Annotated in this window: 17 protein-coding genes; 11 read left to right on the top strand and 6 right to left on the bottom strand. The window is 66.2% G+C overall.

Annotation, left to right across the window (positions count from 1 at the left end; translation table 11 throughout):
* Positions 1-2: 2 nt before the first annotated feature.
* Entirely contained in the window at positions 3-596 is a 594-nt protein-coding gene (locus tag MP11Mi_RS06675) for a YqgE/AlgH family protein (RefSeq protein WP_420712846.1), read from the bottom strand.
* Between the two features lie 113 nt (positions 597-709).
* Between MP11Mi_RS06675 and MP11Mi_RS06670 the strand changes: the two genes are divergently transcribed.
* Positions 710-2,008, top strand: a complete 1,299-nt coding sequence (locus MP11Mi_RS06670) for an MFS transporter (RefSeq protein ID WP_420041507.1) — start codon at positions 710-712, stop codon at positions 2,006-2,008.
* Here the strand turns inward: MP11Mi_RS06670 and MP11Mi_RS06665 are convergent.
* The 3 genes from MP11Mi_RS06665 to MP11Mi_RS06655 all read right to left on the bottom strand — a co-directional run bounded on the left by MP11Mi_RS06665 (position 2,005) and on the right by MP11Mi_RS06655 (position 5,216).
* Positions 2,005-2,439, bottom strand: a complete 435-nt coding sequence (locus tag MP11Mi_RS06665; RefSeq protein ID WP_420041506.1) for a hypothetical protein — start codon at positions 2,437-2,439, stop codon at positions 2,005-2,007. The genes MP11Mi_RS06670 and MP11Mi_RS06665 overlap by 4 nt on opposite strands.
* 94 nt (positions 2,440-2,533) lie before the next feature.
* The gene (locus MP11Mi_RS06660) at positions 2,534-3,625 is read right to left on the bottom strand and encodes an aminotransferase class V-fold PLP-dependent enzyme (RefSeq protein WP_420041505.1); all 1,092 of its coding nucleotides are present in this window, start codon (positions 3,623-3,625) and stop codon (positions 2,534-2,536) included.
* 112 nt (positions 3,626-3,737) lie between these two features.
* Positions 3,738-5,216, bottom strand: coding sequence for a CCA tRNA nucleotidyltransferase (locus MP11Mi_RS06655; RefSeq protein ID WP_420041504.1), 1,479 nt, complete (start codon positions 5,214-5,216; stop codon positions 3,738-3,740).
* Between the two features lie 88 nt (positions 5,217-5,304).
* Here MP11Mi_RS06655 and MP11Mi_RS06650 point away from each other — a divergent pair, with 88 nt between their 5' ends.
* From MP11Mi_RS06650 to MP11Mi_RS06630, 5 genes are read left to right on the top strand one after another with little or no spacing between them, the layout of a single operon-like run.
* Positions 5,305-6,267: an NUDIX hydrolase gene (locus tag MP11Mi_RS06650; RefSeq protein ID WP_420041503.1), complete on the top strand. Its 963-nt coding sequence runs from the start codon at positions 5,305-5,307 to the stop codon at positions 6,265-6,267.
* Entirely contained in the window at positions 6,257-8,809 is a 2,553-nt protein-coding gene (locus tag MP11Mi_RS06645; protein WP_420041502.1) for a DUF6049 family protein, read from the top strand. Before MP11Mi_RS06650 ends, MP11Mi_RS06645 begins: the two co-directional genes overlap by 11 nt.
* Positions 8,806-12,360 (top strand): murein biosynthesis integral membrane protein MurJ, encoded by a 3,555-nt coding sequence (gene murJ, locus MP11Mi_RS06640; RefSeq protein ID WP_420041501.1) that lies wholly within the window; start codon positions 8,806-8,808, stop codon positions 12,358-12,360. Before MP11Mi_RS06645 ends, murJ begins: the two co-directional genes overlap by 4 nt.
* The gene (locus tag MP11Mi_RS06635) at positions 12,360-12,974 is read left to right on the top strand and encodes a DNA-3-methyladenine glycosylase I (protein ID WP_420041500.1); all 615 of its coding nucleotides are present in this window, start codon (positions 12,360-12,362) and stop codon (positions 12,972-12,974) included. The genes murJ and MP11Mi_RS06635 overlap by 1 nt, the downstream gene beginning before the upstream one ends.
* A gap of 14 nt (positions 12,975-12,988) precedes the next feature.
* Positions 12,989-13,684: a TetR/AcrR family transcriptional regulator gene (locus tag MP11Mi_RS06630; protein WP_420041499.1), complete on the top strand. Its 696-nt coding sequence runs from the start codon at positions 12,989-12,991 to the stop codon at positions 13,682-13,684.
* Here the strand turns inward: MP11Mi_RS06630 and MP11Mi_RS06625 are convergent.
* Positions 13,681-14,001, bottom strand: coding sequence for a hypothetical protein (locus MP11Mi_RS06625; RefSeq protein ID WP_420041498.1), 321 nt, complete (start codon positions 13,999-14,001; stop codon positions 13,681-13,683). The two genes, MP11Mi_RS06630 and MP11Mi_RS06625, sit on opposite strands and share 4 nt — an antisense overlap.
* Before the next feature lie 225 nt (positions 14,002-14,226).
* On the opposite strand from MP11Mi_RS06625, the gene sigM reads away from it, so the two are divergent.
* The 5 genes from sigM (at position 14,227) to MP11Mi_RS06600 (ending at position 17,931) form a co-directional block, all read left to right on the top strand.
* Complete coding sequence (sigM, locus tag MP11Mi_RS06620; protein WP_420041497.1) at positions 14,227-14,787, top strand: RNA polymerase sigma factor SigM; 561 nt, start codon at positions 14,227-14,229, stop codon at positions 14,785-14,787.
* A gap of 120 nt (positions 14,788-14,907) precedes the next feature.
* Positions 14,908-15,183, top strand: coding sequence for an anti-sigma factor (locus MP11Mi_RS06615; RefSeq protein WP_420041496.1), 276 nt, complete (start codon positions 14,908-14,910; stop codon positions 15,181-15,183).
* Between the two features lie 136 nt (positions 15,184-15,319).
* Positions 15,320-16,261 carry a thioredoxin-disulfide reductase gene (gene trxB, locus MP11Mi_RS06610; protein WP_420041495.1) on the top strand — a complete coding sequence of 314 codons (942 nt, stop codon included), beginning with the start codon at positions 15,320-15,322 and terminating at the stop codon, positions 16,259-16,261.
* Positions 16,262-16,295: 34 nt separating this feature from the next.
* On the top strand, positions 16,296-16,625 hold the full coding sequence (trxA, locus tag MP11Mi_RS06605; RefSeq protein ID WP_420041494.1) for a thioredoxin: 330 nt from the start codon (positions 16,296-16,298) through the stop codon (positions 16,623-16,625).
* 160 nt (positions 16,626-16,785) lie between these two features.
* A complete protein-coding gene (locus MP11Mi_RS06600; RefSeq protein ID WP_420041493.1) occupies positions 16,786-17,931 on the top strand; it encodes an N-acetylmuramoyl-L-alanine amidase in 1,146 nt (381 codons plus the stop codon).
* Between the two features lie 65 nt (positions 17,932-17,996).
* Here the strand turns inward: MP11Mi_RS06600 and MP11Mi_RS06595 are convergent, their stop codons facing one another.
* Positions 17,997-18,629 carry a hypothetical protein gene (locus MP11Mi_RS06595; protein ID WP_420041492.1) on the bottom strand — a complete coding sequence of 211 codons (633 nt, stop codon included), beginning with the start codon at positions 18,627-18,629 and terminating at the stop codon, positions 17,997-17,999.
* Positions 18,630-18,637 lie beyond the last annotated feature (8 nt).

The raw sequence follows: 18,637 nt of genomic DNA, 5'->3' as shown, positions 1-18,637 counted from the left end.
GATCAATTATCTTCCGGCCGCACCGGATAGGTCGACAGGAGTGGCAGTGGCCACGGCTGGCGCGCCAGAACGCGCTGCCAGACGTCGACCGACGGTTCCGCCAACAGATCCGTTGGCAGACCGGAAACGACGATCCAACTGCTGTCGGCGAGTTCCTCGTCGAGCTGTCCTGACTCCCATCCCGCGTAACCTGCGAAGATTCGTACCCCGGTGAGCACTTCGGCCATTTCGTCGGGGTCGGCGTCCAGATCGACCATCGCGACCGGCCCGACCACCTGATGCAGCTTCGGCTGATCGGCGACCACCACACCGCTCTTCGCGACACCCAGGCACAACGCGGACGACGTGCCGACCGGACCGCCGACGAACACCGCACGCGGGCTCGCCGCGAGATCGGCCCAGGCGGGGAGGATGTTGTGGACGGCGGCCTCGCTCATCCGGTTCAGGACGACACCGAGAGTGCCCTGATCGTCGTGCTCGATGATGTAGACGACGGTCCGCTCGAACGTCGGACCCGACAGTGCGGTCGACGCGATCAGCAGCGACCCGGGAGTCACCTCAGGTCGGTCGTCGGAGAACTCACCGTCGGACACCACCCCATCATGACACCACAGACAGCGTGACGCGGCGGCACCGGACCGCGTCCACTCAAACTGTGACATCCGCCTTTGATCGCGGCTACTCGCGAGTTCGTCGGTAGCATTGTCTAGTGAGCTTATGGACGCAGGTCAAGACCCCCGGCCTGCTCCGATTTCTCGGGGTCAAGATGCTCAGCCAGGTCAGCGACGGAGCGTTTCAGGCCGCGCTCGCGTTCTCCATCCTGTTCAATCCGGACCGGCACACCGACCCGCTCGCTGTCGCGGCCGGATTCGCCGTCCTACTCCTCCCGTACTCAGTCCTCGGCCCCTTCGCGGGAGCCCTGCTCGACCATTGGGATCGACGGCGGGTCCTCATGTGGATCAATGCTTTCCGCGCGATCGCGATCGTTCTCGTCGCGGTTGCGATGAGCACCGGCGTATCCGACACCGCGGTACTCCTCGCCGCGCTGGTCGTCACTGGATGCAGTCGGTTCGTCGCGTCCGGTCTGTCCGCGGGGCTGCCGCACGTCGCGTCACCGTCGGTCATCATCGAGGTGAACGCCGTGTTCACGACGCTCGGTGCGGGGATGCTCGCCGTCGGCGCCGGTCTGTCCACGCTGCTCCGAACGATCTTCGGCGCAGACAACGGCGGATCCGGTGCGACACTTCTCGCGGGCGCCGTCTTCGCCCTCTCCTCAGGCATGCTCGCCGCCACGTTCGCGCCGCGCCGCCTCGGTCCCGACAAACCGGATGGTTCGGGTCACTCTGCGCTCTACTCGGTAGGTCGCGGACTGGCTCACGGTGTGCGGGCCGTCGCGAATCACCCCAGCGTCGGCGTCGTCCTCGGCGCGATCGGCGTCCACCGATTGGTGTTCGGGATGAACACCTTGATGCTGCTCATCATCGTTCGCTCCATCGACCTCGGTGCGCCACTCGGGACGGATGTGCGAGCCATGGCGGGGATCGGTGCTGCGGTCGCAGCAGGTGCCCTGGTGGCGGCCGCCGTCACGCCGTGGTCGGTCCACCGGTACGGGCGACGCCGAACGGTCGCCGTCGCGCTCGTCGGCGGGGCACTAGCCGAAGCCCTGGTCGGAGCCCTCACCGCCTCCGCGGTGCTGGTCGCCGCCGTGCTCCTCGGCCTCATCGGCCAGATCGTGAAGCTCTGCGGTGACGTCGCCATGCAATGCGACGTCCCCGACTCCTACCGGGGCCAGGTGTTCGCCGTCCAGGACGCCGTATTCAATACGGCGTTCGTCGCCGCCATGTTCGTCGCAGCGTTCGCTATCCCCGCGGACGGCTTTTCCGTGCCGTTGATCATCGCCGGCGCCGTCGCGTACCTGATCGGTGCGCTGCTCGTGTGGCGGGCCGACTCGACCGTCGTCGAAGGCCCTGACCGGGAGCGTGTGGAACGGGAGCAGGCGCAGGTCTAGCGGTCACCTGCCGACCGATGCGCGTCGGCGTAGCCATCGCCGTCGGTATCGATCAAGGCCGTGTCGGGCTCGCCGTCGCCGTCTGTGTCGAGGACCGACTCCCGCAGATCCGACTCTCGCGCTTGCGGCTCGCTCGGTTCCAGCTCACGGGGTGCTGGCGGCGGGCCGACGGGACGCTCCCACAGGCCGGAGCCGCCGTCAGCGAACTGGGTCTCCGGGATCCCGTCGTCGTCGAGATCGAGGACGGACCGATCGGCGACGCCGTCACCGTCGACGTCCCACATCGCGTCGTCGACGAGGCCGTCACCGTCGAAGTCGAGCGCCACCGCATCCATGGCACCGTCGCCGTCGAAGTCGAGATCGGCAGGCGACCGCCACGAGGACATCTCGTCGTCGCCCGTACCGAATCCGTACTCGATGACCCCGTCCATACTCAGTTAGACGCGGCGGAGGTCGAACTCGTTCCGTCAGACGCGGCGTGTCGCGAAGATCAACGCAGGCCAGACCGGGGCTGCAGTCCCCGGATCAGTACCCCATCGTGCGGATTGCCGCCGCCAGTGCGTCGAGCTGCTCGCTGCGCACATCCAAGTGCGGACTCACCCGCAGGTGCGGTTGGTCGCCTGCCAGAGGAGCCCGCCACGAATCGGCGGCGGTCACCAGAATCCCAGTCTCCAACAGCGTCGCGCGCGCCGCCTCCAGATCTGCGACACCCCAACCGGGCGGTACGGCCAACGTCACCAATGCCGACGGCTCGTCATTCGCCTCGACGACCTCCCAACTGCCGACCCCGCGCAGACGTTTGCGCGTCGCCTCACCGATCGCGGCGAGCTCACGGAACACCTTCTGCTGGCCGAAGGACAACAGTTCTGCGACGGCCGTGCCCAGACCGAGCTGACCGGCGATGAACGAATCCGACGACTCCACCTCGACCCTCGCCAGCGAGTCACCCCGAACCGCGACGAAACCGACACCGCGCGGACCCGCCAACCACTTGCGCGACGTGCCGTATACGACGTCGGCGCCCGTCACCGTCGGAACATGCCCGACCGACTGCGCCATGTCGACGACCACCGGCACACCCGCGCTGTGGGCGACGTCGACAATCTGCGCCACGGGTTGGACGACACCGCTCGCCGACCCGATATGACAGACATGGATGAAGTCGGGCTGCTCGAATTGGAGCATGTTCTCCAACGAGTCCACGTCCACATGCCCGTACACATCGCCTTCGGGAAGCACCCGCACCGCGAAGTCGCGCCGTTCGAACTCCGCTAGGTTCGGCCCGAACTCGTTCTTCGCGACCCAGACGGTCGGCGACATCGGCAACGCCCAACTGTTCAATAGGGCACGCAACGACGTGCGAGCGCTGTCGCGAAACGACAACTCTTCCGGCGTGTGACCGATCAACGACGCCAGCGCGCGACGCCCAACCGCAAGCGCGTCCTCCGCTTCGGCGGCAGCCACGTATGACCCCCGTTCCGCCTCTCGCTCAAGGTGTTTCGTGATCGTCGCGATGACGGCGCGCGACGAACGACCCGCCGACGCGGCATCGAGATGAGCAAGAGACGGCTCGACACGCGCAGCGTGCCACTGATCCCCGAGTTCACTGCAGTACATGAGACGAACCTACCCTGCCGTCCGGCATGTCGATCGAGCGATCGAGTCTCGGGGGAGATGGGGCTCGACTCCGCTCGACCGACGCGATGCCGGTGCGACAGGGGCAGCCAGCTCAGTCGGGGGACTGGTCGGCCCACCATGCTTTGAGCGCCGCCTCCGCGTCGTCGCGCGACATGGGGCCAGCGTCCAGGCGCAGTTCCTTCAGGTAGCGCCAGGCTTTGCCGACGAGCGGGCCAGGCGGAACGCCGAGCAGCTCCATGATCGCGTTGCCGTCCAGATCCGGGCGTACCTGATCTAGGTCCTCGGCCTCTCGCAGCACCGCGATCCGATGTTCGAGGTCGTCGTAAGTCTCCTGGAGACGTCGGGCACGGCGCTTATTGCGGGTTGTACAGTCGGCGCGCACCAGCTTGTGGAGCCGCTCGAGGAGCGGGCCGGCGTCCGTCACATAACGTCGGACGGCCGAATCGGTCCATCGGCCCTCCCCGTACCCGTGGAAGCGCAGATGCAAGAACACCAACTGCGCGACGTCCTCGACGACAGCCTTCGGATACTTGAGGGCTCGCATTCGCTTGCGGACCATCTTCGCTCCGACCACCTCGTGGTGGTGGAAGCTGACGCCGCCGCCGTCCTCATGGCGACGCGTCGCAGGCTTGCCGATGTCGTGCAGGAGTGCAGCCCAACGCAAGACGAGATCCGGGTCGCCGGTCTCCAGATCGACCGCCTGCCGCAGGACCGTCAATGAATGCTGGTAGACGTCCTTGTGCTGGTGATGTTCGTCGATCGTCAGCTTCATACCGGGGATCTCCGGGAGGACATGCTCGGCCAACCCCGTCTCGACGAGCAGATCCACCCCATCGATCGGATGCTCGCCCAAGATCAGCTTGTCTAGCTCCACCCGGATCCGTTCGACGGTGATCCGGTCGATCTGATCGACCATCGCAACGATCGCCTCGAACACGCGCGGAGCCAGCACGAAACCGAGCTGGGAGACGAAACGAACACCCCGCAGCATGCGCAGCGGATCATCGTTGAACGAGTTCTCCGGTGCCGCCGGCGTGTCGATGACCCCCGAGAGGAGATCCGACAGGCCGTCGAGCGGATCGCAGAACTCCTGCTGGCCATCCGCGTGCAGACGGACCGCCATCGCATTGACCCGGAAGTCACGACGGATCAAGTCGCCGTCGAGCGTGTCGCCGAACGTGACGACCGGATTCCGGCTCACCTGGTCGTACATGTCCGACCGGAATGTGGTGATTTCCACCATCTGATCGCCGATCTGTGCGCTCACTGTCCCGAAGTCGATGCCCGTGTCCCAGACAGCGTCCGCGCAGCCCTTCAAGATCTCGAAGATCACCTCGGGTCGGGCATCGGTCGTAAAGTCGAGGTCGGTCCCGAGCCTGCCGAGGACTGCATCGCGAACCGAGCCTCCCACCAGGTACAAGTCATGTCCACGACCAGTGAAACGGGTCGCCAACGGGGTCAGCACGTCGTCGAGAGAGCGCAGCGTGACGGCAGCGGATGCCAGGAGACGACTGCGACGCTCGGCGCGCTGGTCGTCGCTCATCCGGCTGCTCTGCGCGCTGTCGGTCATGAGATAAGACAGTACCGACTCGCCGACGCGGCTTGCGCGGTCAGCCTGCCATGGCTAACGGACGGTAACGAACGGCTAGCATCGGAGTGTGTCCGCCGAACCATCACTGCACCATACGGACGTCGCTTCCGACGCTCCGGCAGTCGGCGACTCCGGAAAACCGGTGAAGAACGACGGAAACGACCAACCCGCCAGGAATCGGCGCAGTCGGCGCGGCCGCCGCAGGCGCGGCCGCCGCTCGGGCCGTCCGATCGACGCGAAGAAGACCGACGAGTCAGCGGCGAAACCCGAGGTCGACTGCGACGCCGCCCCCAAGCCTTCGGACCTCGCGAACCGGAACCGACGCAGGACCAACGGAAACAGCACAAGCAAGCCGACGGCACCCAACGGGCAGCGACGCGGAGGCAAGCGCCCCGCCGACGCCGATCCGGCGCCGAAACTGCGGACCGTACGTGAGACCTCGGCCGGCGGACTCGTGCTGTCGGACATCGACGCACCCTTCGAGGACCTGAACGCGGCACTCATCGGCCGCGTCGATCGCCGCGGCCGCACTATGTGGTCGCTACCCAAGGGCCACATCGAGACGGGCGAGACCGCCGAGCAGACCGCGATGCGCGAAGTCGCCGAGGAGACCGGCATCGAAGGCACCATCATCGCGCCGCTCGGCAAGATCGACTACTGGTTCGTCAGCGAAGGACGCCGCATCCACAAGACGGTGCACCACTACCTGCTCCGTTTCACCGGCGGCGAACTCTCGGACGAAGACTACGAGGTCAGTGAGGTCGCGTGGGTGCCGCTCACCGAGTTGCCGCGCCGCCTCACGTACTCTGACGAACGACGTCTCGCCCGGATGGCCGAATCTGTGATCGCCGATCTGCGAAGTGACCCGAACCGGCTGGCCCAGTCCGAAGCCAGCTGTATCCGTACCGAGCCGAACGACTATGAGAGAGCCGCAGCCGCCCGCAACCAGCGCCGTAACGAGCCGCCGCCACCGGTCAAATCCCGGCGGCGCAGAAGGCGACCGCGGCGACCGGCAAACGGTGACGGCTGACCGGGCCGGTCGCGGCGCCACACTCACGGCGGCGGCGGCCGCAGTGCTCCTGACCATCGGGTTCGTTCTCACGATGGCGGGGTTCGGTCCGATGCCAACCGCGTCCGCGGCTCCCGGCGACAACCCCGACTCCGACTACGCGTCCGTCTCGCTCACCGAAGTCACGCCGTCGACCGTGACGAGTTCATCCGGTCACACCGTCAGCGTCCGGGGCCGAGTCACCAACACGTTCGATCGACCGATCCACGATGTGATCGTCCGACTGCAGCGCACCGACCCCGTCACCTCCACCGATCTGCGCACCGTGCTCGGCGCCGACGCATCCGTCTACGACACGGTGACCGGATTCAAGAAGGTCACCGAGACTCTCGCACCGAACCAGACCGTCGAGTTCGCCGTCGACGTGCCACTGTCCGGCGGCGGCCTGCAGATCTCGCAGGCAGGCGTGTACCCGCTGCTGGTCAACATCAACGGCACCCCCGACTACGGTGGCCAGGCGCGCATCGCCGACTCGCGGACCATGCTTCCCGTCCTGTCGCTGCCAGCCGACCGAGGGCGAGCCGCGCAGTGGGTGAGTCCCGGAGCGGGGACGGAACCGAATCCGCTCCTGGGCCGCGACGGATCCATCGCCGCAAACGACACAAACCCGGCTGCGTTCACCTTCATCTGGCCGCTCGCCGCGCCGCCACAACAGGCTGCGGGAACACTCGGCGGCGACACCGCCGACATCCGGTTGATCGGCGACGACCTCACCTCTTCTCTCGAAGACGACGGGCGGCTCGGGCGGTCCCTGAAAGCATTGGAGACCGTCGCAGGCGTGGGCGACGACTCCGGCGACACGGACCGACCCGAAAGCCGGGTCCGCAACGCGATCTGCCTCGCCGTCGACCCCGACCTGATCAGCACCGTTCAATCGATGGCATCCGGCTATTCGATCAGCGAGGACCCCGCCGACCCCGACGCCCCCACCCAGGCAGGCGACGGGTCGACGATCGCCCGCAAATGGTTGCAGCGCCTGACCCGCGTCGCGTCCACCATGTGCGTCACCGCGCTCCCATACGCGCAAGCCAGCCTCGACTCACTGGATCGCATCGGCGACAAAAAGCTCACCGACATGGCACTGACCGGTGCGTACGACACGGTCGACAACATCCTCGGCGTCACCAGCGTGCGCGGGCTCACCCTCCCGGCCGTCGGCACCCTGTCGCCGCAAGGCGCGGCACTGCTCGACGGCCGCGCCGGATCGGATGCGGCCGCCGTAGTCTCCACCGCCGTCGACCCCACGGCCCGCACCCGGACCGGGTCGGCCCTCGTCGGCCGCTACCGGTCCGGTGGACTCCCCGTTCAGGCCTACGATCCGGGTGTCAGCGCGGCACTCGGCGCGATCGGCGACCGCCCCGTCACACCGTCGTATCTGCCGGACTGGCAACGTACGCCGCTCGCCGGAGAGTCGGCGGTGAGCAGACGGCAGACCGCGGCAGCCTCGCTCGCCTTCCCGATGCTCGACGCCTCGCCGCCGAACCCGAGCGACTCCAACCCGGTCACCGCGGTGACTGGCCGCAGCGCATTCACCATGCCACCGACGTACTGGTCACCCACCCCGGACGACGCGCGCTCCCTCCTCGAGACCGCGGGGCTCATGGCGGCTTCCGGTGTCGCCGACCCCGTTCCCCTCACCGACGTCATCTCCGGGCTGAACGAAGCCGACCGAGACGCGGACCTCGCGGTGCCCGGGGACGTCGACCAACTCGCCGCCTACGGTTACCCGCTGTCGTCGAAGGACCTGACGGAGGTGCGCCGGGACGTCGACCTCATCGGCCGGCTCCAGGACTCCTTCGCCACCGGCAGTGACCTGCCGTTCACCCCAGCCGAGTACATCGACCCACTGCGGGCTGACCTGCTGCGGACCGCATCGACACCGTCGACGACCAGCACCATCGTGTCCCGCATCGAACGCCCGCAACGACTCGCGGCAATCGGCTCGACCGTCACACACATGCAACAGTCGGTGTCGCTGCTCGACCCGAGCGGCCGGTACACGCTCGCCTCCGAACGCAGCCCGCTCCTGCTGGTCGTGCAAAACGAGCTAGCGTTGCCGATCAAAGTGAGTTTGGACATCACAGCACCGTCCGAACTGAGCGTCGGCGACGTCGGCGTCGTCGAGATCCCCGCACAGGGGACTAGACAACTGCAGCTCCCGACTCACGCGTCGAGCTCACAGTCGGCCACCGTCCGCATCGCGTTGGTCACGACGAACGATGTCCCGTTGAGCAGCCCCGTCGACCTGTCGGTGTACGCGAACGCCTACGGGAAGGCACTGTTCTGGATCACAATCGCCGCCGCCGTCATCCTGGTCCTGCTGACCGCACGACGCCTGTGGCACCGATTCCGCGGCGAACCCGACCCGGCGGACCAAGACCGCCCCGAACCCGATGAGCACGAACGTCAGCTCGCCGCCACCGGCTATCAGCAACGGCTGGCAGCCGAGCGCGTGACGGACACCGACGAACGCGAGCAGCCCGACCCCGGAGAGCCTGTATGACGACCGAGCACAAGAAGGCCGAGAACCCCTCCGACGAGAGCGTGATGCGGACCGGCGGATCCATCGCCATCGGCACCCTCACCAGCCGTATCACCGGATTCATCCGCACCGTGCTCGTGTTGGGAATGCTCGGTCCGGCACTGTCGTCGGCGTTCCAAGCCGCGTACGTGCTGCCAGGCATGATCTCCGAAGTGCTCCTGGGCGCCGTGCTCACCGCGATCGTCATCCCCGTCCTGGTCCGTGCCGAAGCCGAAGACGCCGACGGCGGAGCCGATTTCATCAACCGGATCTTCAGCCTCACCCTCGTCGTACTCGGTGTAGCGACCGTCGTCGCGCTTGTCGCCGCGCCAGTCCTGACGACCTTGAATGTCGGCAACGGCGAAGTGAACCGCGACGTCACCACGTCGCTTGCATATCTGCTGCTTCCGGAAGTCCTGTTCTACGGTCTCACCGCACTGTTCATCGCCATCCTGAACATGAAGGGCCTGTTCAAACCCGGCGCGTGGGCCCCAGTTCTGAACAACATCGTGCAGATCACGACCCTGGTCCTGTTCTACTTCATGCCCGGCGAGATCACGCTGAATCCGGTCCGGCTGTCCGATCCCAAACTGCTCGTCCTAGGCATCGGAACCACCCTCGGCGTCATCGCCCAGGTCGCGATTCTGCGCCCGTACCTACGGAAAGTCGGAGTGCGACTCCGTTGGAAGTGGGGCATCGACGCACGCCTGCGGACCTTCGGCAACATGGCGGTCGCGATCATCGGCTACGTGCTCGTGCTGCAGGTCGGCCTGATGGTGACCTACAACATCGCTGCGGGGGCCAGCGCAGGCGGGATCTCCGCGTACGCCACCCATTGGCAGTTGCTGCAGCTCCCGTACGGCGTCCTCGGCGTCACCATCCTGACCGCGATCATGCCCCGCATGTCACGCAACGCGGCAGCCGACGACACCGAAGCCGTCGTCGACGACATGTCGCTAGCGACCCGTCTGACGATCGTCGCACTGGTGCCCGTCGTCGCATTCATGACGTTCTTCGGTCCCGCGATCGGTGTCGCGATATTCAACTTCGGCGAGTTCGACGCCGATACCGCGTCCCAGGTCGGGTCCGTCCTCGCGTGGGGCGCCTTCACCCTCATCCCGTACGCGATGACCCTCGTCCAGCTCCGAGTGTTCTACGCCCGGGAAGACGCGTGGACGCCGACTGTGATGGTCGTCGGTATCACCGCGGTCAAGGTTGCCTCGTCGTATCTCGGACCCGTGCTGTTCGACGACCCGGACATGGTGGTGCGCTGGCTGTCGTTGTCGAACGGACTCGGCTATCTCGTCGGCGCGATCGTCGGCCACATCCTGCTCAAGAAGCGGTTGGGTGGCCGGGCGATGAAGAACGTCGCCCGCCCGGCACTGCTCACTCTCGGGGTCTCCCTCGTCGTCGCGGCAGCCGTATGGGGGATCTCCGAACTGACCGGCTTCGCGCGCATGTCGACGCACGCCGGAAAGGTCGGGTCACTGGCGTATCTGATCATCACCGCGGTGGTCGCGCTCGGCGTTGTCTACCTGCTGTTGGTCGCGTTGAAGATCCCGGAGATGGTGTCGATCAGCAACGCGGTGATGCGGATCGTCGGGCGCTTCATCCCGAGGCTCGCACCGCCGGCTATCGCGGGCGACGACGAGGATGCCCGCACCATGACGGTGCAGTTCCAGCGCGTCTCCGGCGAGGAATCGTTCCCGTACCCTGGACAGGTAGACGTCCGGCGCCGCTTCGACCGAGGCACAGCCACCTGGCAGGAGTACTCCGCCTTCTCCGGCGGGGCGGCGGGCGAGACAACTGTGATCCCGGTGGTCCGCAGCGGTCCGCCTCGTGGGCCCCAACGCCGCCCCGGACCGTCGCAGCCACCCCTGCGTCCCCGAGGAGCACCACCGATGACCGCATCCGGTTCGGACGACGCGGCGCCACGCCCGTCCACCGAGCCGACGCGTGCCATGATTCCGAAGGCGGAGCAGGTCCAGCGCGGACCACGTCTGATTCCGGGCGCGGCCGTCGCAGGCGGACGCTACCGGTTGCTCGAACCGCAGGGCGGTGCGCGAGGTCTCGCGTTCTGGCGGGCCAAGGACATCGGGCTCGACCGCGAGGTCGGACTCACCTTCGTCGACCCGGAACAGAAGTTCCCGCCGGTGAATCCCGGGCAACGCGATCCGCTTCAGGAGGGACCACAGGCCGTCTTGCACCGGACGCGTCGGATCGGCCAGCTGCATACGGCGGGTGTCGCGCGTGTTCTCGACGTGGTGCGCAGCGCATCCGGCGGCATCGTCGTCACCGAATGGGTGCCGGGCTCCAAACTCGCCGACGTCGCCGCGACCAATCCGTCGCCGACGGGTGCCGCACGCGCCGTTCGTGCCCTCGCCGCAGGCGCCGAAGCCGCCCACCGGGCCGGAACTGTCCTGTCGATCGACCATCCGGACCGGATCCGCGTGAGCACGTCCGGCGACGCCGTCCTCGCGTTCCCGGCGATCATGCCAGACGACGACCGCCGCAGCGACGTCCGCGGACTCGGTGCCGTTCTGTATTCGCTCCTGCTGGGGCGCTGGACGCTCGACGGGGAGACCGGCAAGCGTCTGGTGACCTCGGCGATCACCGACGACCCCGTCGGCGGCATGGCGGTCGCCGAACCCGATCCGGCCGACCCGTCCCAGCCGCGAGTGCCGCGCGACGCGAAGCCCGACATTCCGTTCGAGATCTCCGCCGTCGCCGCGCGCTCGCTGGAAGGCGACCGCGGTATCCGCACAGCCGCCACCGTCCAGCATGTACTCGACCAGGCGACCGTCGTCGACCTGCAGACCGACCTGCTGCCGCGCGTCCTCGACGCGCCCGCACCCGTGTCGGTCGCGCCGATCAGCCGGACCCGCAGGGAACGTCTCATGGGCGAAGGCGACGCCGGCAAGAAGAACACCGCACTGCTCGCGGGCGGCGGCCTGTTCATCCTGTTCGTCATCGTCGCGATCATCGTCGCCGCAACCAACCTGTTCGGTTCGTCCGACGATGACGCCGGCCTGGACTCGTTCCTGCCCGGGTCGTCGTCCAGTGCACCGGCGAATCCCGAGAAGGGCGGCGATGTCGAGCCGATCACGGTGCGCTCGGTGAGCCTGCTCGACGTATCGGACGAGCCTGCGGACTCGTCGGCGAACATCGGTCACCTCCTCACCGGGGAGGCACCCGGTTGGAAATCCGACGTCTACCGGGGCTCGCCGGATTTCGCGGGCCTCAAGGAAGGACTCGGTCTGATGTTCCGGCTGAAGTCGCCTGGCACCGTGAAGTCGGTGACGATCGCGACCCCGACACCGGGGTTCAACGTTGAACTGCGCACCTCGACGTCACGGAACCCGCGGAGTCTCGACGCGACGACTCGGGTCGGCAGCGGCACGGTCGACAGCAAGATGTCCACGCTGAACGTCGAGTCGCCCACACAAGCTCCGTACTTCGTCATCTGGCTCACCTCACTCCCGCAGAGCGGCGGCGGATTCCAGGCCATCATCGATCGAGTGACGCTGAACTGATGACCGACGGATCGGTGTTCGAGGACGGCGCCGTCCTCGGCGACGACGGGCTCCGCCGCACCCCCTGGGGCGCGGCCGCCGGGATGATGCGGGACTACTACGACACCGAGTGGGGCATGCCCGTGTCGGGGGAGTCCGCCCATTTCGAGCGACTCTGTCTGGAGGGCTTCCAAGCGGGACTGTCGTGGGCGACGATCCTGCGCAAGCGAGCGGCGTTCCGCGAGGTGTTCGTCGGCTTCGACGTCGATCAGATCGCGACGTTCGGGCCCGACGACGTCGAACGACTCATGGGCGACGCCCGGATCGTCCGCAACCGGGCCAAGATCGACGCGACGATCACCAACGCGCAGGCGACCATCGCATTACGCGAGGACGTCGGGCTCGAAGCGTTTCTGTGGTCGTACCGGCCCGCCGACACCCCCCGGCCGCTGAACATGGCCGACGTCCCCACCACTTCACCGGAATCGGTGGCTCTCTCGAAGGCTTTGCGCAAGAAGGGCTTCCGATTCGTCGGCCCGACAACGATGTTCGCGCTCATGGAGGCGCTTGGCGTCGTCGACACCCACGTGATGGGTTCGCACCGACGGGGTGCATCCGGAGTGTGGGAGAGCTAGTAGAGGGGTCGGTGATGACGAAGGGTGGCGCTGGGCGCGTGTACGGGGGACTGACGGCGGAGAACCGACAGCTCCAACGCCGCGAGTCGCTGATCGAAGCGGGCCTGCATCTGTTCGGCACACTCGGTTACCCGAACGTCTCGGTGAAACGCATCTGCGCCGAAGCCGGTCTGACTCAGCGTTATTTCTACGAGTCGTTCGGCGACCGTGCCGCGTTGCTCGGCGAGGTCTACAACCATTGCGTCGAAACGGCTCGCGACGCCACGCTGGCCGCGGCCGCGAAGGCCCTCGCCGACATCGAGATCGCCGACGGTCCGATCCCGGACGACGTGGTACCCGGGCTGACCGAACAGGCACTGCGTGGATTCATCTCCAGCCTCACCGAGGACACCCGGCGCGCCCGCATCATCATGATCGAAGTCGTCGGCGTCAGCCCCGAACTCGAGGAGTTGCGACTACGCGCTATTCACCGGTGGGCCGATCTGATCCTCGGTTTCGCCAGTCGGGGTCACGAACCGACTGCCGACCAGCGGCTCGGCGCGATAGGTCTCGTCGGCGCGTTGACTCAGCTCCTCGTCGAGTGGCAGACCGCCCACCAAGCCCCCATCGAACCGGGTTACGACGTGGAACTGCTCGACATCGATGCGATCCACCGCGTGGTCACCGGCACGTTCGTGGCCACCTACCGGCAGCTCTTTCACGCCGACTAGCGTCGAGAAGTCACCGAACTCCGGATACCTGCCACCGCAGCGTCGAGGTCGGGAACGACGAACAGCCACTCGGACCCGTCGCCGAGGGTCAGACACAGCCGCTCGCGTTTCCCGCCGCTGAAGAACTTTCCCGTACCGGGAGCCGTCCCGACGCCGACGACGAACTTGAACGCGACCGCGAACCGAGCCCCCTGCGCGCGACGACCCTTGGGCTCGAACACCACATGCGTCTTAGTCACCTGCAACTCGCCCGGCACCGCGACACGGTCCATCGACCGTGCCGCCGTCCACCTCGCCAACGGCTGGTCGTCGTCCATGGCTACGAGGATATGACACACGTCGAGAGTCCCCCGAACACGCCCGTGGGCTATGTGGCAGCTGGCGGACCGATGGTCAGTCATCCCCAGCATCACCCACTTGGTTGTGCACCCGAGCACGGGTTATCCACAGGTTCCGCTCGAATGACTCACAATTTGCCGACTTTATCCACAAGTACGTAGAAACAGACATTTTCGGCTGGGTGCGGGCCTAGATTCATCGACATGCAACGGGGGATCACAGACACCCGAAGCGACGACCAGTTGCTCCGGGATCACACAAACGGGGACCGCACCGCCTTTGAAGTTCTCTTCAAACGGCACGAGAACAAGCTATGGGCCGTCGCACTGCGCACTACCGGCGATTACGACGACGCAGCCGATTCACTCCAGGACGCACTCGAATCGGTTAACAGGACCGCTGGTCGCTTCCGGTTCGACTGCACCGTGTCCAGTTGGCTGTACCGGATCGTCTTGAACGCGTCGCTCGATCGCCTCCGACGCAACAAGTCGCATGCGAGCGCTCCGCTCATGGAAGAGGACGAGTCGCTTGTCGATCCGCTCGATCACACCGGCGACATCGACCTGTCGCTGTCCATCGGTCGCGCGCTCGACGTCCTCCCGCCCGAACAACGAGCAGTGATCATCCTGCTGCACATCTACGACCTTCCAGTCGCCGAAGCCGCCGCCGCGCTCGGTATCCCGCCCGGCACAGTCAAGAGCCGAGCCAACCGCGGGCGGGCGAAGCTCGCTCTCGTACTCGGCCACCTGAGAACTGAGGGGTGAGAGCCCCGTCGCGACATCCGCCACGCCCGAGCTGACCACAACGGAACCGAAACGGGCTCCGCCGCGTCTAAATCAGTGATGGAATCAAATCACCAACGACGCGGAGGCGGACACAGTCTGATGGAGCACAACGGGGCAGAGAGTCGCGACGGACAGTATCCCGGCCCGCCGTTGCCCGCCGACATTCTCATCGACTTCCACGCCGGACAACTCGATCCCGCCTTCGCCGAGCATGTGCGCACGGTGATCGCCGACGATCCCGACGCCCGACGCATCCTCGCCGCCCTCGACGCGACAAACGCAGACCTCGTCTCCTTGCGGGACGAGGAGATACCGATCCCGCCCGACGTCAGGACACGAATGCTGGGCACGATCAGTCGCTTCCACACCGACTGACCGCCCGCACCCGATCTGCTCGCCGTCGCCGGATTCGTGACCACCTCCGGCGGGCCGCGGGAACATCAGCCCATATCCTTGTGTTGAACGGAAAGCCCGCGTGCAATAGCGGGCCCACTTGCTACACGGAGGATTGATGAGCGACACCGAGAACCAGATCCACGAGCTAATCATCGTCGGATCCGGCCCCGCGGGTTACACGGCCGCGGTCTACGCGGCTCGCGCCGAACTGTCGCCCGTCGTCTTCGAAGGAATCTCCTTCGGCGGCGCATTGATGACCACAACCGAGGTGGAGAACTTCCCCGGTTTCCAGAAGGGTATCCAAGGCCCCGAACTGATGGACGAGATGCGCGAGCAGGCGATCCGATTCGGTGCCGACCTCCGCATCGAAGAAGTCGACGCGATGCGTCTGGAGGGCGACATCAAAGAGGTCGAGGTCGGCGGCGAGGTGTACCGCGCTCGCGCCGTGATCCTCGCGATGGGCGCTGCCGCCCGCTACCTCAACATCCCGGGGGAGCAGGAACTTCTCGGCCGCGGTGTCTCCTCGTGCGCGACATGCGACGGTTTCTTCTTCAAGGAGCAGGACATCGTCGTCGTCGGCGGCGGTGACTCGGCGATGGAGGAAGCCACCTTCCTCACCAAGTTCGCGCGCAAGGTCAGCCTCGTCCACCGCCGCGACGAGTTCCGCTCGTCGAGGATCATGCTCGAACGCGCCCGCGCCAACGAGAAGATCGAGTTCGTCACCAATGCGGCTGTCTCCGCTGTCAAAGGCGAGAATTCCGTGACCGAGCTCGAACTCACCGACACCGTGACCGGCGAGACACGCCCGCTGGTCGCGACGGGCATGTTCGTCGCTATCGGCCACGATCCGCGCAGCGACCTGGTGCGCGGCCAGATCGATCTCGACGAGGACGGCTACGTGAAGGTCGACGGCCGTTCCACCTACACCAATGTCCCCGGTGTGTTCGCATGCGGCGACCTCGTCGACCACACCTACCGCCAAGCGATCACCGCGGCCGGCAGCGGATGCTCGGCCGCGATCGACGCCGAGCGCTGGCTCGCCGACCACGCGGGCTAAGTCCCTTCCCGAAACCTCGAACAAGGAGTAAAACATGGCAGGCAACACTGTCGACGTCACCGACGCCACGTTCAAGTCGGACGTACTCGAATCCGACAAGCCCGTACTGGTCGACTTCTGGGCCACCTGGTGCGGCCCGTGCAAGATGGTCGCCCCGGTACTCGACGAGATCGCTCGCGACAACTCCGAGAAACTAACCATCGCCAAGGTCGACGTCGACGCGAACCCCGCGATCGCCCGCGACTTCCAGATCATGTCGATCCCGACCATGATCCTGTTCGAGAACGGAAAGCCCACCAAGACGATCCAGGGGGCCAAGCCGAAGGCCGCCATCCTGCGGGAGCTCGCACCCGTCCTCGAATAGCCGCGGTTTCGACACAGCCGTCGATAGCAATAGGTTGGTCTCGATCCGGTGCTTTCGTTTGTCGGCACAGACACGGACCTGAGAGAATAGAGCGGTGCAGTGACGGCCGCCGGCCACCCGGTCGGCGGCCGTCACCCTTATGCGAGAAAGTGGGGTCTCCATGCCGGTACTGCGACTCGGCGATCACGGCTCGGCGGTCGCCGAGATTCGGGCCATCCTTGCAACGCGAGGACTGCTGCCTCCGGCGCCGACCGCCACACCCGGTGACGAGCGGAACCCGTGGTCCCCACCCGAAGCCGTCTTCGACGCGGCCTGCGATCGCGCGGTCCGCGCGTTCCAGCAAGAGCGCGGCCTAATCGTCGACGGCGTCGTCGGCAGTGCGACATACGGAGCTCTTCGTGAGGCCTCGTATCAACTCGGCAGCCGCGTCCTGCTGTACCGCCTGTCCGCCCCCATGACGGGCGACGACGTGGCGACCCTGCAGTCACGCCTGCAGAACCTCGGCTACTACCACGGGCTCGTCGACGGACAGTTCGGCGAAGTCACCCACAACTCGGTCGGCCGATACCAGACCGAATACGGATTGAGCTCGGACGGTATCTGCGGGCCCGAGACGATCCGTTCCCTCAACCGTCTCGGCACCCGGATCACCGGCGGATCGCCGCACGCCATCCGCGAGGAGGAGCAGGTCCGACGGTCCGGCCCTCGGCTGTCCGGCAAGCGCATTCTGATCGACCCCGGTTCTGACTCTGATGCAGACGCTGGAGCGCTGTGGGATCTCGCGTCGCGACTGGAAGGTCGGATGTCGGCGGCAGGCATGGAGACGTTCCTGTCTCACGACGGAAAGTCGTCGCCGGAAGATGATGAGCGGGCCCGTGTCGCGAATCTCGCGGACGTCGACCTGATGATCTCGCTGCGCGCGGGCAGCTACCGGAACGAACTCGCCAACGGTGTCGCGACGTTCTACTTCGGCAATACTCACGGCTCGTTCTCCACCATCGGCCGCAACCTTGCCAGCTTCATTCAGCGTGAACTCGTCGCCCGCACCAGTTTCCTCGATTGCCGCACACACGAGCGCACGTGGAATATCCTGCGCACCACGCGTATGCCCGTCGTCGTCATCGAGACCGGATACATCACGAATCCCCACGACGCTGCGTTGCTCGCCGACGCTGAGAAGCGGGACACGATCGCCGAAGCCATCCTCGTCGCCGTCAAACGTCTCTACCTTCTCGGCGAGAACGATCGTCCGACGGGCACTTACACGTTCGCCGATCTTCTCGCCGCAGAGCGCATCACCCCGTGAATTACATCGATGTTGTTTCCCGTGAAACATCGGCGAGCAACACGCTGTAGCGGACGCTGTCTGATCTAGCCGACCGGAGTGGGCGCGCCTGACAGGTCGGCAGCCGCCTCGACGACGAGCTTCTCGAGCGCCCGCTCGACGGCAGACTTCCATCCGAGTCCCTCGTCGAGTTCCAGCCGAAGTCTGGGCAGATAGAGATCAGCCGCGACCGTCTCGAAACCGGAGTCGATGAGAAGGTTCGTCTGCATGAGGCACTCGAGGCACGCATCTGTGTCGATACCGTTCCCGAGCATCAACCCGACGAGATCACGCTCGAGTGGTTCCCGTGAACCACTGAATCCGAACGCCTCGATCGCGCGGACGCCGCGTCGCACGATATCGGAGACGACAGCGTCGATCAGCGTTACCGAGATCTCCTCGAAACCGGGCTCTGTCGACACAGCCGACAGCAGGACCGCATCCGAGCCGACCGGAGCAGTCGGAAAGCGTCGGGCCCGCGGAACTAACCCGGGGGGAGCGTAGAGGGCACTCCCGACCACCCGGCCCGTACTCGACTCGAAAGCGACTTGTCCGCAAGTACCCCACTCCAGGAGTAGACCGGAGATCCACGCCTCCTTGTCGAACTCGCTCTCATGCTCGGCCGTGGACCTCCGGTCGACGATCCCCGATTCGAAGCCGTCCGGTTCATCTCGATCCATCTCCCAGA

The sequence above is a fragment of the Gordonia abscondita genome (assembly GCF_032711245.1).
Taxonomy (GTDB): domain Bacteria; phylum Actinomycetota; class Actinomycetes; order Mycobacteriales; family Mycobacteriaceae; genus Gordonia.
The sequence above is the reverse complement of the archived record's forward strand: the minus strand, read 5'-3'. Positions and strand labels throughout refer to the sequence as shown.

What these genes read in the sequence shown, in the direction of transcription:
- MP11Mi_RS06665 (WP_420041506.1), bottom strand. Translation starts at nt 2,439, where the DNA reads ATGGACGGGGTCATCGAGTACGGATTCGGTACGGGCGACGACGAGATG.
- MP11Mi_RS06660 (WP_420041505.1), bottom strand. Translation starts at nt 3,625, where the DNA reads ATGTACTGCAGTGAACTCGGGGATCAGTGGCACGCTGCGCGTGTCGAG.
- MP11Mi_RS06655 (WP_420041504.1), bottom strand. Translation starts at nt 5,216, where the DNA reads ATGACCGACAGCGCGCAGAGCAGCCGGATGAGCGACGACCAGCGCGCC.
- murJ (WP_420041501.1), top strand. Translation starts at nt 8,806, where the DNA reads ATGACGACCGAGCACAAGAAGGCCGAGAACCCCTCCGACGAGAGCGTG.
- MP11Mi_RS06635 (WP_420041500.1), top strand. Translation starts at nt 12,360, where the DNA reads ATGACCGACGGATCGGTGTTCGAGGACGGCGCCGTCCTCGGCGACGAC.
- MP11Mi_RS06630 (WP_420041499.1), top strand. Translation starts at nt 12,989, where the DNA reads ATGACGAAGGGTGGCGCTGGGCGCGTGTACGGGGGACTGACGGCGGAG.
- MP11Mi_RS06625 (WP_420041498.1), bottom strand. Translation starts at nt 14,001, where the DNA reads ATGGACGACGACCAGCCGTTGGCGAGGTGGACGGCGGCACGGTCGATG.
- sigM (WP_420041497.1), top strand. Translation starts at nt 14,227, where the DNA reads ATGCAACGGGGGATCACAGACACCCGAAGCGACGACCAGTTGCTCCGG.
- MP11Mi_RS06615 (WP_420041496.1), top strand. Translation starts at nt 14,908, where the DNA reads ATGGAGCACAACGGGGCAGAGAGTCGCGACGGACAGTATCCCGGCCCG.
- trxB (WP_420041495.1), top strand. Translation starts at nt 15,320, where the DNA reads ATGAGCGACACCGAGAACCAGATCCACGAGCTAATCATCGTCGGATCC.
- trxA (WP_420041494.1), top strand. Translation starts at nt 16,296, where the DNA reads ATGGCAGGCAACACTGTCGACGTCACCGACGCCACGTTCAAGTCGGAC.
- MP11Mi_RS06600 (WP_420041493.1), top strand. Translation starts at nt 16,786, where the DNA reads ATGCCGGTACTGCGACTCGGCGATCACGGCTCGGCGGTCGCCGAGATT.
- MP11Mi_RS06595 (WP_420041492.1), bottom strand. Translation starts at nt 18,629, where the DNA reads ATGGATCGAGATGAACCGGACGGCTTCGAATCGGGGATCGTCGACCGG.